17 protein-coding genes are annotated in these 16,689 nt (G+C 38.2%); 2 read left to right on the top strand and 15 right to left on the bottom strand.

Translation table 11 applies throughout. The features are described from left to right. Positions 1–118: 118 nt before the first annotated feature. A complete protein-coding gene (locus tag J2756_RS04955; RefSeq protein WP_209583123.1) occupies positions 119–895 on the bottom strand; it encodes an SDR family NAD(P)-dependent oxidoreductase in 777 nt (258 codons plus the stop codon). Positions 896–1,391: 496 nt separating this feature from the next. Here J2756_RS04955 and J2756_RS04950 point away from each other — a divergent pair, with 496 nt between their 5' ends. Then, entirely contained in the window at positions 1,392–2,108 is a 717-nt protein-coding gene (locus J2756_RS04950) for a DUF4013 domain-containing protein (RefSeq protein WP_209583122.1), read from the top strand. A 210-nt stretch (positions 2,109–2,318) separates the two neighbouring features. Here the strand turns inward: J2756_RS04950 and hemA are convergent, their stop codons facing one another. The 14 genes from hemA to J2756_RS04880 all read right to left on the bottom strand — a co-directional run bounded on the left by hemA (position 2,319) and on the right by J2756_RS04880 (position 15,086). Continuing rightward, on the bottom strand, positions 2,319–3,512 hold the full coding sequence (gene hemA / locus J2756_RS04945; RefSeq protein ID WP_209583120.1) for a glutamyl-tRNA reductase: 1,194 nt from the start codon (positions 3,510–3,512) through the stop codon (positions 2,319–2,321). 270 nt (positions 3,513–3,782) lie between these two features. Next, positions 3,783–4,409, bottom strand: coding sequence for a precorrin-2 dehydrogenase/sirohydrochlorin ferrochelatase family protein (locus tag J2756_RS04940; protein ID WP_209583119.1), 627 nt, complete (start codon positions 4,407–4,409; stop codon positions 3,783–3,785). A 1-nt stretch (position 4,410) separates the two neighbouring features. Further along, positions 4,411–4,887, bottom strand: a complete 477-nt coding sequence (locus J2756_RS04935; protein WP_209583117.1) for a methanogenesis marker 9 domain-containing protein — start codon at positions 4,885–4,887, stop codon at positions 4,411–4,413. 1 nt (position 4,888) lies between these two features. Then, positions 4,889–6,484, bottom strand: coding sequence for a methyl coenzyme M reductase system, component A2 (atwA, locus tag J2756_RS04930; protein WP_209583116.1), 1,596 nt, complete (start codon positions 6,482–6,484; stop codon positions 4,889–4,891). A gap of 106 nt (positions 6,485–6,590) precedes the next feature. Further along, positions 6,591–7,307: an MJ0144 family RNA dihydrouridine synthase-like protein gene (locus tag J2756_RS04925; RefSeq protein ID WP_209583107.1), complete on the bottom strand. Its 717-nt coding sequence runs from the start codon at positions 7,305–7,307 to the stop codon at positions 6,591–6,593. Between the two features lie 328 nt (positions 7,308–7,635). Next, positions 7,636–8,400 (bottom strand): GTP cyclohydrolase III, encoded by a 765-nt coding sequence (locus J2756_RS04920; RefSeq protein WP_209583105.1) that lies wholly within the window; start codon positions 8,398–8,400, stop codon positions 7,636–7,638. After that, the gene (gene cofD / locus J2756_RS04915) at positions 8,397–9,302 is read right to left on the bottom strand and encodes a 2-phospho-L-lactate transferase (RefSeq protein ID WP_209583103.1); all 906 of its coding nucleotides are present in this window, start codon (positions 9,300–9,302) and stop codon (positions 8,397–8,399) included. Before cofD ends, J2756_RS04920 begins: the two co-directional genes overlap by 4 nt. Before the next feature lie 67 nt (positions 9,303–9,369). Next, positions 9,370–10,131 carry a coenzyme F420-0:L-glutamate ligase gene (locus J2756_RS04910; RefSeq protein WP_209583101.1) on the bottom strand — a complete coding sequence of 254 codons (762 nt, stop codon included), beginning with the start codon at positions 10,129–10,131 and terminating at the stop codon, positions 9,370–9,372. Positions 10,132–10,243: 112 nt separating this feature from the next. After that, a complete protein-coding gene (locus J2756_RS04905; RefSeq protein ID WP_209583099.1) occupies positions 10,244–10,849 on the bottom strand; it encodes an IMP cyclohydrolase in 606 nt (201 codons plus the stop codon). A gap of 174 nt (positions 10,850–11,023) precedes the next feature. Continuing rightward, the gene (locus tag J2756_RS04900) at positions 11,024–11,422 is read right to left on the bottom strand and encodes an ExbD/TolR family protein (RefSeq protein ID WP_209583097.1); all 399 of its coding nucleotides are present in this window, start codon (positions 11,420–11,422) and stop codon (positions 11,024–11,026) included. A gap of 108 nt (positions 11,423–11,530) precedes the next feature. After that, a complete protein-coding gene (locus J2756_RS04895; protein WP_209583095.1) occupies positions 11,531–12,370 on the bottom strand; it encodes a MotA/TolQ/ExbB proton channel family protein in 840 nt (279 codons plus the stop codon). A gap of 9 nt (positions 12,371–12,379) precedes the next feature. Next, a complete protein-coding gene (gene rnhB, locus J2756_RS04890; protein WP_209583094.1) occupies positions 12,380–12,991 on the bottom strand; it encodes a ribonuclease HII in 612 nt (203 codons plus the stop codon). 387 nt (positions 12,992–13,378) lie between these two features. Further along, positions 13,379–14,455, bottom strand: a complete 1,077-nt coding sequence (locus tag J2756_RS04885) for a rod shape-determining protein (protein ID WP_209583092.1) — start codon at positions 14,453–14,455, stop codon at positions 13,379–13,381. Between the two features lies 1 nt (position 14,456). Next, positions 14,457–15,086 (bottom strand): hypothetical protein, encoded by a 630-nt coding sequence (locus J2756_RS04880; RefSeq protein ID WP_209583091.1) that lies wholly within the window; start codon positions 15,084–15,086, stop codon positions 14,457–14,459. A gap of 843 nt (positions 15,087–15,929) precedes the next feature. Between J2756_RS04880 and J2756_RS04875 the strand changes: the two genes are divergently transcribed. Beyond that, positions 15,930–16,646, top strand: a complete 717-nt coding sequence (locus J2756_RS04875; RefSeq protein WP_209583090.1) for an archaetidylserine decarboxylase — start codon at positions 15,930–15,932, stop codon at positions 16,644–16,646. The last annotated feature ends 43 nt before the right edge of the window (positions 16,647–16,689 follow it).

Raw genomic sequence — 16,689 nt, 5'->3', positions numbered from 1 at the left:
ATTCATCCACAACTTTTTTTTTATTTTTAGAAAGGAATTAATCAGCTCTTTAAACCAAAAAAAGATAAAATTTAAATATACAAGGGCTGGGAAATTCTTATAAACTCTTTTAATGAAATCAGACGATTGAGAAACCTCCGTCAACGAAGATGGTCTGTCCAGTTACATAAGATGAGGCATCTGATGAGAAGAATATGATGGCTCCGTTTAATTCTCCTTTTTTAGCTGGACGGTCCATGGGTACAACTCTGCTGTATCTTTCCAGGAATTCTTCAGATTTGAAAAGTGTATCTGCCGTCATTTCAGATTCGAAAAGACCAGGGGCCACTGCATTTACTGTAATTCCATATTTACCATAGGAACATGCCATACCCATTGTTAAACCACGAACAGCTGCTTTTGATGCGTTGTAAACGTGACGTATGAACATGTCCTCTTTGTCACCAGCTATAGAGTTTATGGAACTGGTGTTCACAATTTTCCCGTAGTTATTTTTGATCATTTGTGGAATGACGTGTTTTGAGACCAGGAAGATTCCTTTAACATTTACATCCATTCCCTTGTCCCAGTCTTCAACACATAAATCACATACACCCCCGCGAATTGCCACACCCGCGTTGTTCAGGAGTATGTCTATCTTTCCAAAATGGTTAACTACCTCTTCAACTGCATTTTTGACGCTTTCCTCATTGGATACATCACATTGAACTGCAAGAGCCTTTCTTCCTGTTGATTCAATTTCTTCTGCCAGGGATTCTAATCTTTCTTTTCTCCTTGCTAAAAGAGCAATGTCAGCACCTTCCTGTGCATATGCCCTTGCTGCATCTGCTCCAAGACCGCCTGAAGCACCGGTTACAACTGCCACTTTTCCTTCCAGGTCAAAACAATTCTTCATTCAATCCCTCCTACGTATCTATGTTGGATCTCTACGTTAATACCAGAAATCTTCCCGAGTTAATGGCCTCGAGTTGATACCTTATAAATAAACCTATCATATATAAAAATACCGATTTAATTTTGGTAATGATCAAATAATCCCTATCTATGGGCTGTTATTTTGTAACTGAAGTAAAAAATGGATCTTTGAAGAGTTCTAAAATGATTATTCTATCCTAGGGAGATACTTCCAACAAAATGGGCTTAAACTAATTTTAATCAAAGTTTTACATTTGTAAAAATTCTAACGTTGAGACTAAGGTCTGCTCTAAGAAAAATAATGAAATTTAATGAAATTTAATTAGGAGGTTTAATAATAATTATTTGAACGTTTTTTGGCATTTTTTAACTTTGCACAAATCTCATCTAAAATTCTCTTTCAATCAACTGTCTAAATTTTCTTTTTAACTGGTTCAAGGAAAGATTTAAATCATCAAGTGAATAACTGATTTTCAATGAACTTGAAAGAGATACTCGTGGATTCATTCTGGTACTCAGTTTCAGACTGGAAGAAACTCATACTCCTGGGCATTTTACTGGTACTCATGGATTCTGAAGGGGGATTTTCAGGTTCCTTGACTATGAACTGGTTAAATGCCATTATACTCCTTTTCATTTTAGTCTTAGGGGTTCTGGAGGCAGGGTACCTCTTCAGGGTGCTTGAAGAATCTGTGGAAGGATCAAAAAAGCTTCCAAAACTCAACAGATTCCGTGAAATGACGGTTCATGGCATTAAAGAACTACTGATACTCACCATATATTTTGCAGTTCCTTCATTCCTCTTCATCATGCTTCTCTGGAGCACTGAAGCATCTGCAGATGCCACCATAATTGGATTTTTGATCCTCATCCTTTTACTGGGCACCATCTACATCTTCTTTCCTGCAGTCATGCTCAACATGGCCCACAACCATGGGAACATAAGATCAGGCCTGGATTTCAGGGCAATAATCAGGAAAATCAAATATCTGGGCTTCAAGGATCTTGTGGTGGTTTACACTGGAATATTTCTGATACTTGGAATTTTGAAGCTGGTTCTAACTGACAACCTCTCAACCCTGCCTTTGGTGGGAGATCTGGTTTCCCAGCTCATAATAGCACCGTTCATCCTCCTATTCACCACAAGGGTTCTGGGACTTATGGACAGGGGTGAAGATTCATTCAATCATTAAAATTATCATTAAAAATAAGTTTTTTTTATATACAGGGTCAAGTAATGATTTTTAAAACAAATAATCAGATAAAGGATTTTAAAATTTAAAATAAAGAATTATTTAATTCCTAATCAGAACCTTAAAAAAATCTTTAATTCATATCCTAACATTAAAAAATCCATTAAAACTAATTAAATTTAAATCAGCTACCCTAATTTAAATCAGCTGTCAATTTTTACCCTTAAAAATTGTTTCTGCAGCCTTTATAACCTCTTTTTCATCCATTTCAGCTGCATGCTTCAGGTTTTGAATCATATCGTAGGAGATGTGTTTGACCAGGACCTTTGTAAGGTCATCAACCACCTTCTCATTACCATTCATATCTCCAAGAATTTTAAGAGCTTTCCTGGTTTCTTTAACCCTTATTTCCTCGGCATTAGCACGAATACTGGATATCAATGGTTCAACTTCCATGCGCTTCAGTGATCTATGGAGAAGTTCCAGTTCCTCTTCAACTATTTTCTCTGCACGCACTGCTTCTGCTTCACGCATCTTCAGGCTTTCATCTGCAACTCCACGAAGATCATCTATGTTGAAAAGTTTAACACCCAGTTCTGAAACCCTCTCCTCTATGTCACGGGGGTTTGCAATGTCCACCATCACCATGTTCCTGAGATTTTCTGGAGGCACAGTTTCCTTCACCTTTTCATAGGTTAAAATTGGGTGTGGGGCTCCTGTTGCACTTATAACAACATCTGCATCTTTCATTGCTTCAGCGAGTTTGTTGAAGTGTATGGCTGAACCACCCAGCTCCCTTGCAAGGCAAACTGCCCTGTCATGGGTTCTGTTTGCAACAACGATTGCTTTAAGATTTTTTTCAACCAGGGCCTTGGCAACAAGGGTTCCCATCTTACCAGCACCCACAACCAGGACCTTCTTACATTTAAGGTTTCCATGAACCTTCTCTGCAAGGTCAACTGCTGCAGATCCTATGGACACGGATCCCTCGTTTATCCGGGTTTTTTTACGAACGGACTGGCCAACATGAACTGCCTTGGTAAAAACAGTGTTTAAAACTCTGCCGCAGCATCCTTCCTTAATACTTCGTTTACGGGCATCCTTTATCTGGCCAAGTATCTGGTCTTCACCTACTATCATGGATTCCAATCCGGATGCAAGTCTTAAAAGATGTTCAAGTGCTTTTTCATCAGTTTCAACCACGAAATCATCACATTCCACTTCCATACTGCAGTCCTTAAGCACCAGGTAAAATTCTGTTCTGTTGCAGGTCTTTATTTGGAGGTGTTCCTCTACAGGGTACTTATTCTGAATTTCCTGGAACGCAACGTCAAGTTTATGTGCTGATCTCTCCATTGTACCGATGCTTGCAGTTTTATGGTCGACTCTGATATTTAGGATCACTTGCTCCCTCCAAAACCCTTAAAAAAAGGTTCATCATCAATCAATTATGGTTTATTTAAATTCAATAAAAACTTATATTTATTTTTGATCAGTAAGGATCACTTCAGTAAAAGAATTGTTTATCCCATCTCTTTATTAAATTTAATTTTTGAGGTAATACTAATTTTTTTAGTACTTAAAAAGGTGTTAATACTCCAGAACTACCTCATCAAAATCTTTTTTTGAATTCAATCCTATTTAAAATTAGTTTTTTATTTTTTATACCTAAAATCAATTTTCTTTCAATCCAGATAGTAAACATTCAACGTAAACCTGGGCCCCCTGAAGATCTTCATCTTCCAGGAACTTTTTAACCTTCTCATCATTTAATATTTGATAAAGATACTTTTTACGGGCTTTCTGATCATCAACCCGTTTTTTTAGGATGTTCCTTGCAAAGTCCTGAAGCTCGAGCTGCAGCACATCCTCAGTTTTTATTACTTTTTGTATCTTTTTTCTTAATTCCTTGGACATGAGGGGGCTTTTACCGCCTGTGAATATGCATATCTGTACATCGCCTATGAAAAAAGATGATGGAACTATGAAGTTACCATTTTGTGGTGCATCGGCCCTGTTGACCAGCTTAATTCCTGCAAGATCTGCAATCATCTGGTTTAAATCAGTGTCAGGGGTTGCTGTAACCACAAGGTCGGCCCATTCAACCCATTTTGCAGCATCCTCCATTGGTTCTAGGGATGCTCCAAGTTCAAGGATCTCACGGGGTGCAATGCTTCCCAGCACCACAACACTTGCACCTGCTTCAAGAAATCTTCTGGCTCTCCTTTCTCCCACCTCTCCTGCACCCACCACTAAAACATTTTTATGGTGCATTTCAAGGAAGAGTGGAGTCCATCCCATCTTATAACTCCAGATTCTTCATTCTGAGTATTTTGGCAGCTGTTTTCACATCGTTGCCACATTCTGCAAGGACCTTCTGGGCTTCATCCTCTGGAATGTTGAAGGTTTCAGAGAGTGCCTTCACACTTTCTTGGAGTGTTGATCCCTCGCTACCAACGAGTTCCTCTGAAAGTTCCTTTTTAAGCTTCATGTACTCGTCAACATCCATGTCTATTCTGCGCATAACCATATCCCTTAAGGGGCATGGTTTTGATGGTTTACAGCACCATACAAGTGAACCGAAACAGGTTCCTTCACCCTGGCCTAGCCTGCTTTTTTCTCCAAACTTCTCCTTGATCTCTATGTACTCTTGAGGTGTGATCTTAGTATCTTCAAGTGCGTACAATATTGGACAGGGTTTTACAGGCGGACAGCAGAAAGCCAACGCCCTCTTGTCTCCTCCCCTACATACGTGTGATGGTGCATCTTCCCATACCATTCTATTCCTCCGTAAGCATCTTTTCCTTCTCAGTTGGTGTGAGGTCTTCCACAATTGAATGAGGATCTCCCTCTTTCAGAATTTTCCCACCACGCATAAGTGCTGCTCTGTCACACACATCAAGAACAAAGTCCATATCGTGGGATATTATCAGGAAAGTCTGACTAAGCTCATCCCGTGCCTTTCTTATAGAATCTGTTACCTGAACCCTTGTTATTGGATCCATGGTACCTGTTGGTTCATCCAGAATGATTATCTTAGGTTCCCTTATGAGCACCTGTGCAAGGGCAACTCTGTGACGCTCTCCACCACTCAGTTCATCAGGATATTTCTTCAATATATTTTTAGCGTAATCTTCATCAAATCCAACTGCTTTGAGAACGTACAGTGCTTTCATATGTGCAAATTCTGCTGGAAGTTCCAGGCTTATTGCCTCTGTAAGGTTTCCAAGCACGTTCCTGTGGGGGTACAAACTGTACTCCTGGTGCAGTATTCCAAGGTAAGGTTTCACTCGACCCCTTCCAAAGGGGCCTTTTTCAGTCATATCAACCCAGTTCTCCCCGAGTTTAACTTCTATCTTACCACTGCTGGGTTCTGTTAATCCATAGAGTATCCTTGAAAGGGTTGTTTTACCTGCACCGCTTAATCCAACAATTCCAAATATTTCACTGTCGTTAACGTTGAGGTCTATTCCATCAACTGCCTTGACAACTCCCCTTTCTATGGAGTAGTAATGTTTTTTGACCCCTTCCATCTGGATTATTGGGCCTCCTGTCTGGTAAACTTCCTTCTTCTCAGGTAAAGGTACCTGTTCAAGGAATTTCTTCACAACTTCTTCTGGTTTGCCTTCCTCAATTATTTCTCCCTTTTCAAGCCAGATAACGTAGTTTGAGAGTTTTTTCATAACCTCTGGCCAGTGGGATGTTATAACCATGGTGGTTCCCTTATCCTTAACACCTTCAATAAGAGCCTCGTGTATGAGTTCAGCTGTTTTAGGGTCAAGTGTACCTGTTGGTTCGTCTGCAAGGAAAAGCATAGGCTCCTTTGCTATCTGCCTTGCAAGCACGACCCTTTGCTTCTCTCCACCACTCAGATCCCTGGCTATGTGGGTGATCCTGTGGGTCATCTGGGCCATTTCAAGGAGGTCTATTGCCATGTAGGTGCTTTCCTCGTATTCATGGCCTTCAATGGATTTTATAACGTTGTCTATAACTGTGTCATCCTCATAAAGTGCAAAGGTCCTCTGCAGCATTATTGAAATCCTTCTTTTAATGGCTGCAAAGAGTTTTCTGTCAGAGTTCCAGAAATCAACCTTTTCAAGTCCAAATTCACATCCACATCCACACTTAGTTCCAGCCTTGGATGGGGCTTCAACCCTCATACACCCTGGACATAGAGCCACCGTGTAAAAGATCCTGCCTTCGTCGGGTTTGTACTCCTTCATTCCCCTGAGCATGTTTATCAGTACGGATTTACCGGAACCACTTCTACCAAGAATACCCAGAACTTTTCCCTCGTTTATGGTCATGCTCAGATTTTTTAGAACTTTTACACCATCGAAGGTTTTAGTAACATTTTCCAATTCTATAAACGACATGCAACCACCTTTCAATAAATTATAATGAATATATATTCTTAATTTGATGGATCATTTATATATATTTTAATTAACACTGGTTCCTATTTATTTTTGACCCCATTTCTTATATATCCCACAGATCGAATTTGAGAATTCCAGATATTGCAGCCCTTGCAATGGATATTCCGTCTGCACCCGCAGCCATCATCTTCCTTGCAGACTCCAGATCAACGATGGAATTGTTGCCTATGAGAAATATGTCTGTAGCATCCTTAATGGAACGCACCAGTTCGTAATCTGCAGAGTTAAATCCAGGTTTCATTGCATCAAGATGGAGATAATCTGCACCTGCATCTTCAACAGCACCCGCAATTTCTAGATCATCAACACCATGAACATTTGCCCTTAACTTAACAGAAACACTGCTTTTTCCCTTCTTCACAACATGGGATGTGAATTCATGAAGTACCTCTGGATCCATTAGTAAGCTCTGACCACAGCCTGCTTCAACCAGCTCTGGCTGTCTGCAGTGGGCATTGATCTCAACAACATCCACAAAGTCCAGCTTTGAGATGGGTATCATGGGTTCTGGAGAAGCTGCCCTGAGGTTAACAGATACAAGACCTTCCCAAGGATTTCCCTCTCTGATAATTTTTATCTCTTTCTCTATGTGGGAGGGAAGGTTGGATGGGTCCATGTCAAATTCTGGTCTGCCTCTCTGGAGTATTTTACGTCCGGCCTCTGCAGAGATATCATCTGCACTGTAACCTCCAAGTGTAAGCATGTCAAAGCCGTATGAAGACATTTTTCTGCAGAATCTACCATTACTTATACCTGCCATGGGTGCTAGTACTTCAATAAAACCACCTGACTTAAAATAATAAATTCAAGGATCATTTAAATTAAAAAGATTCACAATCCTTTTTTTAGTTAAGACTTACCTGAGGAAAGACTGCAGTTATCAAGTGAATACATTTTTGAATATAATTCAGAAAATATCCTTTTAACTTTTAACCAATCGTGTTAATCAGTTTTATTTATCTTTCTTTACACATCATTTTCATTTTATTCAATTTTTAATTAGACTTTTGGCATAAACAAAAATTAATAAAAGAGTAAAAAAGGAATTTAAGGTATTTTTCAACCTTTCACCTGAACATATCCAATTCTTATCCTTGGGCTTCCTTCATAACATGGACTAGGTTGTAGGTGAAACCGCCCCTTATTTCCTCAAGTCCAAGATCTGCAAGATTTGCAGCTTTTTCAGCGCTTGGAGCCTTTCCAACACCAGCTTTAAGTGCTATGTTTATTTCGTCCTTAATTTCTTCTATGATCTTGAGAAGTCCCTCTGGTGTTAATCCATTACAGGGGGACATGAAGTTGTCTCCGCCTATGAAGAACAAAAGAGAACCTTTTTCAATCAATTTTTTCATTAAAAAGTGTTGAACACGATTCACAATAAAACTAGTATCATATGCAGGCATTATATCTGTAAGTGTATCTGTAATTCCATTTATGTCGATGTGTGCAATTTGAACAAAGCTTTCTTCCTTCTTAACGAGGCTGTCTATTGCGAGTATCTCCTTTCGCTCCTCGGACTGAGCCCCTCCATAGTTCTGAAGAGCTGCAGTTGCCTTGCTCTGTGCATCATAGGGTGTTTCTGCTGTTGCAACGCCCATACTGACTGTTATGGGGTACCTGTTTCCTATGGATTTCTGGATTCTGCGGTGGTCTTCCATATCAACGCCGTTTGTCACCGCTAGCATATTATCAAACCGGGTGAAGAAAACGAGACCTCCTTTTGCTGCAAATTGTCTTTGAAGGTCTGCATATAGCTCTGATTGCAGTATCTGAAGATCTGCCTCTGCCCTTGGTGTGGGAGTCACGGTCCATGGGCCGTAGTTATCAATTTGAATTAAAGTCATCTGAATCATAAAATTTCACCCAAAATACTTCTGGCTAACATCAATTTATTTCCGATGTTTCTCATGTTTGTGTTTGTTACAACAACATCCGATATTAGTCTTTCTATTTTTTCCTTATACTTACCATCTTCAACATCAATAATAAATCTGTCTAAAAAGTCACCATAAAGAGAAGCAACACCAGAACATGAAACCTCATATCCAAGTGCACTCATAAACTTCGCTGCAGGACCACTTACAGGAGCACCTCCAATTATTGGAGAAACTGCAGTAACATGAGCTTTTTTAAGTGCATCAACAACACCATCCATGGATATTATGGGTTTTATGGATGTAACTGGATTTGAAGGTCCTAAAACAACCATATCTGCTTCTTCAATGGATTCAACAAGTCCCGGTGATGGTTCAACCGTGTTGTATTGAATATCCAGAACTTCAGGCTTTCCTGATCTTTCAATGAGGAACTCATGAAATTCCATATCTCCCTCATCTGTCACAATGGTTATATTGGAATTCTGGTTGCTCATGGGAATAATACGAGATTTAATGCCCAGAGCGGTTCTTTGTATGTCAACGGCCCTTGAAAGGGAATATTTTTTCATGAGGAGGGTTTTCTGTATCTTTGTTGCCCTGTCTTTATCCCCAATTTTAAGGGTTTCAGGACATTTGATCTCCTTTAAAGTTTCATGTGTAATAAATGTATCACCTTTAATTCCATACCATGTTTCCTCATTTATAAGACCTGCAAGGGTGTACATAACTGTGTCTAGGTCTGCTGCAACGTAAACACCTGAAAAATAAGAGTTTTCAAGGGTGTTAACAATCACAGTAATCTCTTCAGGGTTTACAATCTGCATAATTCCCTGTATGAGCTTGGGGGTGCCTGTTCCACCTGAAAGTATGGTTATCATAGGATCCTATTATCCATTTTATTTCTTCTTGATTTATTATTTTTTTAAATTCAATGCACTGAGAATCTCATCTGAAAACATCGTACTTCTTAGGTCTCAGGAGTGATCTTACGCTTGCAGAATCAGTTCTCAACTTTTTGAAGTAATCAACACCACGGATTATAACCACAGGAATTCCCTCATTGGCCTGTCCCATTAGTATTGAAGCTGCGGCTGCAAGTTCATCTGCAACAGCTATACTTGTGGTTTCAAGTTCTCTACCGTAAAGATCTTGTTCTCCTCGCCTGTCCCACAGTGGAAACATTCCAGAGATACCAATTGCCGTTCCAATAGCCCCTTCACGGAAGGCCCTTCCCTGAGTATCTGAAATTATAACTGCAACCTCATGTCCTGTGATTTTCTCAATTTTCTGCCTTATATTACCTGCACTCCCATCTGGATCTGCAGGCATTGGAGTTGCAAGTCCCTCACCAACATTGGATTCATCTATTCCTGCATTGGCACATATGAAACCGTGTTTTGTTTCTGATATTATAAAATCAGGACCAACCTTTATTATATCCTTGGATTCATTTATTATGGCCTCTGCAATCTCAGGAGTTTTCCCAGTTTTCTCTGAAAGCTCAAATGCAAGTTCACTTGGCTCTAAACTCTTAAGATCAATTATATTTCCCTCAGATTTTGATACGATGGTTTCTGCTATAACCAGAACGTCACCGTCACAGATTTCAAGGCTTTCTTCATCCAGAGCATTTAATATGATATCTGCAATATTATTTCCTTCCTTTAAAATAGGTATACCTGGTATGCCTATGAGTTTCAATTCCATTACGCACCCAACTCATGATTTTTAAATTTCAATTAAACTACAATTTTTCAGTGATATGTAATCCACTAACTACTTTTTTAGTAAATCAATTATCCCCAGTCACTCACTGATTTTATATGGAACTTATTTTCCATTCCCCATCCTTCATGAAAGCTGCAGTTGAAGTCACAGGGTTTGTGAACTCTGCAAATTTACCCCCATCCATTATGAACTGGGCTGCATCCTCTGCATCCTCTGCTTCAAAGTCAACGTATGCGGGTCTGGTCTGTTCATAGGTGGATATGTACACTGATTTTCCCTCTGGAACCTTTTCAACGATTACATCGTCATGGGTCACTATACCTATGTACGAACCTTCATCTGGAGATACTGCACATGCTATCCTTGGTGTGTTGTAATCATCCTTCTCGTAGTCCATTGCAATGAGTGATAGGGCAATTGAATCCCTTACGTTCATTCCAGACGCTATTTTTTCTGCTATAACATCTGTGTGAGAACCATTGGTAACCACTGCAACATCTCCAACTATCCTAATACAGTTGTAGGCTATATACGGATTTTGAAAGACATCCTTTTCATTTCCTTCTGTTGGAACTATTGAAACTCGGTTTTTGAAGGATTTTGCCATTCTGTTTGGAAATGAACGGCTTGAAACTCTGTATGCTGCGAATTTTCCATTTTCAGTACTTCCAACTGCAACTATTCTTCCAAGGTACACTAATATCACCCTCTAAACTTTTTTAACGTTTTAATTATCATTTCAATGACTTTAATTGGATTTAAATGCTTCAGATGGAATCTTCATGGGATTCTTCAAAATTAAATCAATAAAATTTATTTGGGTCTGGGGTTTAATAAACTATTCCAATTAACCCAATTCAAACTCAAGATATCATGATTGAGGAATGCTCACAGCTTTATCAGTAGGTACATTTGAGGGTGATGTGATTATTATGGTTCCTTCCTTGGATTTTATTATTATCTCCCCGTAATCTATGACATCTGTATGAACAGCAATGGCACTGTTTCTTATATCCTTTGACATATCCACACCGTTGACTGTGACAGTCTTAAGGCCTGAAACAGGTATTAAATAATATTCTGAGGTTCCATTTGTCTGGATCACCTCGGGCTTACCTGAAGAGGAACTTGTATCTGCAGCAGCCTGAAAACTGCTTGTAACCATCAAAAATATGAGTATGGTGAAAATAACATCTATAAGTGGAACTAGATTAACTCGGGCCTGTTTTTGCCGCATTTTATTCCTGTATCTTTGAGTATCAAGGGTCATGTAGGGTTCCTCCTCATTATTTTGATGTTAGACCGTTCCAATTATCTCTTCACTTTTATTCGACTTAAGATCCCATCTATTCCCTGTTTTTTTTATTTAAATTCCAGATCATTGTCTAAGTTTACTTTCAACGATTTTCACGTTACAGTTACATTTTTCCCTTATTATGTTGTTTATGCTCTTTTCAAGCATGTTGGGGTTAATGGATATCCAAATATTAGCTTCTGAATCAAGAAGTTTTCGGACCTCAACCACGCCATTGGATTCCTTAAGTGCATGAACAGCGTTATCTATTCCTGAATCCACTTTTATCTTCATTTCTGCAGTTCGCCAGTTGGTCATCTTTTTGGCTATCTCGATTTTATCCAGTTCGCCCTCTATTTTACCGTTGATGTAAGAGTAAAGGGGTAATATGATTATGGCAACGGCAAGACCTGCTATGGTTGTTATGAGTGCTATGTATATACCTTCTGCCATGGCTGTGGGGTTGGCATTCACACCCAGTGCCTTGAAGGTGTACCACATACCAAGAACAGTTCCGATAAGTCCAAGTAGAGGTGCGATTTCAATTATGGTTCGGATGCTGTCAAGTCCCTTGGTCATTCTGCCCATTTCAACTATGAAAACTCGTTCCATTGCATCTTCAACTTCACTCTTGCTCCTGTAACCGATCTTAAGGGCTTCGGAGATTATTTTGGATAAGGGGTTTTGATACTTTCCTATTGAGCGCAGTGCCTCGAGTGAACCTCCATTTTCCATGGTATCATTCACAACCCCCATTATCTGGGGCAGATCCACCTTGGACATCTTACGCAGATAGTGGATCTTCTCAAAGGAATAAATGATTCCGTACAAACCGATTATGGTTATTATGTAGGTTATTACTCCTCCGCTTTTGAACATCTCCATTATGGTTCCAAAACCGCTGGTAAAGAATTCGTATATCATGGTTGGTCCTCATTTCTTCCTTTTTGACACGGTTGACCAGGATTTTCTGACAAAATCTGGCATTTCCTCGTAGGGTATTTTTTCAAGAAATGCAATCGTTGTAGGGTCGCTTGGATAACCGGATCCAACATCTGGAAACTCTTCTCTGATATTGGATATTGCAGTGTCTCTTTCAACCTTTGCAATGATGGATGCTGCTGAAACAATCACATAGGTATCATCGGCCCTGTGTTCTGCCACAACCTCAAGATTTTCCCTGTAACCCTCAACCTCTGCCTTGAGTCTCTCAGGTTTAACATCCATGGAATCAATTATGGCAATATCTGGTTCTGATTCTCCTATGATTTTTTTAATTGCTATTTTTTCAATTTCATTGAGGTTAACATCCTTCGACCGCAGGATGTCTATATCCTGGGCAGTTATATTAACAGGGTAACATTCTGCTATTTTCCTTATCTTCCTTGAAAGTATGGTTCTCCGTTTTGGAGATAATTTTTTAGAATCCTTTAGTCTCAGTCTTTCAAGGTACTTTAATCTATCTTCCTCTACTGCCACACCACACACAACTAAAGGACCAAGTACGGATCCCCTTCCTGCTTCATCTATTCCCACTATCTTCATTTTATTGTCCTTTTTTAGTAGTTATCCCAACATTCTTTTAGGATGTACAGTATGAATTACAACCTTCAGATCGATGTTTAGTTTAGATCACTTTTTAGATCAGTTTCAAACTTCACTTAATAATACTTAATAAGTTTCTAATGGGATTAGCTTTAGTCCCATGGTTTAAATCTTTGTTTAAAATAGTTTAAAAGAAGTGGTTTAAATAAATTTAGCACGAACTTCAGTAACCTCTAATAGAATGAACTTGGGATGTGATGAATTTCAAATCTTCAAATTGATAATTTCATCAATAGTACCATATAATTTTAATTTAAAAAAAGATATTCAACTAAAATTTAAAAATAAATAAAATAAATAATTATTTCAATTAAATATTGAAAATAATTATTTCATAGCTTTTAAACGAACTTCTGGTTCAAGTGCCCGTGGTTCTGCAGCTACTATTGCAGCACCTTTAGCAACAACGGTCATTGGGTCGTCTGATATTTCCACAGGAACTCCAACTTCCTCGTATATCCTGTCTTTTAGTCCACGGAGCTGTGATGTTCCACCAACAACTACGGTTTTGTTGTAAACACCGGATATGAGTTCAGGGGACATTCTTTCAAGTACCAAAGCTAGTGCTTGAATTAAATTAACAACTATTGGTTCTGCAGCGTCTGCAACAAGTTTTGAGTCTATTTCAACTTTCTTAGGCTTGTTGGTTTCCATGCATTTTCCAATGGCTGATGTTGTGGTGTTCTCCATATCTGCACTGGAATGAACCATTCCAACCTGGATCTTAGCGTTTTCAGCTTCGTGAATACCTATTTCAACGTTGTAAAGATCTTTTACCCTGTCAACTATGTTGTTGTCTATGTCATCTCCACCGTTTCTTATGGTTTCAATGTCTGTGATTCCACCCAGGGAAATTACAACGATGTCACTGGAACCTGCTCCAAGGTCTATGACCATGGTACCTGCTGCCTCTGCAATTGGAAGGCCTGCACCTATTGCTGCTGAAAGTCCTTCACTTATTACAAGAACGTAGTTTGCACCTGCTTTTTTACCTATGTCCTCAACTGCACGTTTTTCAACTTCAGATGCATCTCCAGGAATTCCAACAACGATCCTGTCTATTGAGTCCATGGACTCTCCAGAGCCCTTGTCCATTGCGTAAACAAGAAGAGCTTCTGCCTGGGCTATGCTTTCTATAACTCCCTTTCGCAGTGGCCTTACAGCTATGATATCTTCGGGTGTTCTTCCGAGCATGGCTTTAGCTTCTTCACCAACTGCAAGCACGTAAGTTGGCTCTTCTTTTTTAACAGCTACCACTGAGGGTATTTTGTATAAATCGAATTTATCTCCAGATGGTTTTGCAACAACAGTGTTCAGGGTTCCTAAATCGATCCCCAAAGTGCTTGTCAATGCTTTTTTCTTTACTTCTCCACTTTCTTCCTTTTTTCCAAATAAATTGAACATTTCAGTCCTCCTCTAAAAATTTATCGAATTCTATTACGAAGATCTTGTTCAACTTCGCAATTTCTTTGATTTTTTTAATGTAATCGTCAGTGGTTGATATCAGAACAGTTGAAAGAGCAACATCTGCTATTTTAAACAGAGGATCAATTGTGTTTCTGATAAAAGTAGGTAGTATGTTGGTTATGTAAACATCAGTTTCTATAAAACCAGTTGTTTGATCTTCGAGTAAAAATGAAAGTTTGACCCGGTTCTTTTCACAGTCTCCCATGAACTTCTTAACGGAATTTTCAGGTCCTACTGTTAAAAGTAGGTTAGATTCATTTATAGCGTAGTAAGGTGCTATCTTAATGTAAGCTCCACCGTTTTCTTTGCAAATCCAGCTTAGTTCTCTTATTTTATTCAAGTCTCCATAGATCAGTATGAAGTCGAATTTTTTTGTTACGAATGATTCTTTAGTGGTTATATGTTCTCTGCAGAGGATTTTAACCCTTTCTTTGTCTGTTATAGCTGCATATGCAACGTTATTAACCATTTCTTCGTTACCTGCGATTACGCACCATATTTCATCAGAATCCTGCATTGTAGTAACTTTTGCAGCTTTTCTCAAGGTTTTAATCTTATTTTCTATCATCAATACCACTTCTTCATGGCGTAATAATTTTCAGTACAGATTTACGTTTATTTGAATATTACTTAGAAATTAAGAAATTATTCACTTACAAATTGTACGATCTATAATTTTTTTACTACACTCAATTTACAAATTTATTCATTTAAGTATTCATTCAAACAAAATATTTCTTAATTAATATTATACTATTTATGAATTAGGATGCTTATGTTAATTTATGAATGATGTAGTAAAACCACAGTTTTTGAATGAACTTGAGTTTCAAGTTCCATCACATATATCATATCATATAAGTTTCTGTGATTAATTTACTGTACTGGTTTATTAAATAAACTGTTATGAAATATAAATATAATTAGAATATTACCTTACTTGAACTTACATGATGATAAAACAATATATATTATATCAAGAGATCTGTTAATTCAAAAATCATTTCAATGGTTTTAATTTATAAGTGGAGCACTATTTAAAAGTTTATTAAATAACTAAATCGTAATATTAAATGGTATTCTCTGAAATTTTTTTCACACAATGGGTGTTTATCATGGGATTATTTTCTTTCATAAATGAATATATTTACCAGATTCTCTGTTTGGACCCTTGAAATATTGAAATGTTTGTAATGACACATGTTTTATGTAGGTTGTTACATACCAAGTGCAACTATTTATATTTATATTCAATTAACTAAACTCAGCTACATTTCAGGCTTTAGAATGGATCCAGAAAGGAGTAGTACAGAATAATTGAGTAAAAATAGTAGTTCAGTAGAATAAAATAGAGAATAAAATAGTTTAATAATAATTTGATAATCAATTTTTTGATTAATCAGTGGTTACAATGTTTGTGAAAGGAACCTATAAAAAAGTGGGAATATTATTAACAATAGCAGTTTTACCCTTCTTATTTGGCTACGTTATTGTGACTTTCATCTTGTTTTCAGCCATAGCATTTTTAATGCAGTTTTTCAGAGATCCAAAGAGAAAAATACCTTCTGATGAGGGTGTTGTTGTTGCACCTGCAGATGGAAGGATATTAACAGGACGCATAGATAAGGTAGAAGTGGTTGGTTGTGATTATCCTCTCATGGAACATCTTTTAGATGAAGGGGAGAGGGGAATTCGTATAAGTACATTCATGTCCCCCTTTGATGTTCATGTACAGCGGGCACCAATTTCAGGTGAAGTTGTAAAAACCAAGTACTGCCCTGGAAAATTTAAGATGGCATGGAAGAACGTTGAAAAGGAAAACGAAAAAAACTTAATAGTAATAGATTCAGATTATGGGAAAGTGGGAGTAATCCAGATAGCAGGTTTTATAGCCCGAAGAATAGTTCAGTATGTTCAAGTGGGCGATAAACTTGAAATAGGAGACAAACTGGGCATGATAAGATTTGGTTCCAGGGTAGACCTCATAGTGCCCCATGAAAAATTTGAGGTTAGGGTGGCTGAAGGTCAGAAACCCAAGGCTGGAGAAACCATCATGGCGGAACTCGTTGAAAAGGTCATGATGGAATTAAATGAAAAACCAGAAAAAATAACTCCTGAAATGAATTAAAAGAGAATATAAACCATAAAAAGGACTTTAAAGGAGTTTAATT

Origin of the sequence: Methanobacterium aggregans, assembly GCF_017874455.1 — an archaeon.
GTDB classification, from domain to species: domain Archaea; phylum Methanobacteriota; class Methanobacteria; order Methanobacteriales; family Methanobacteriaceae; genus Methanobacterium_C; species Methanobacterium_C aggregans.
Note: the sequence above shows the minus strand (reverse complement) of the source record. Positions and strands in the feature narration are given on the sequence as shown.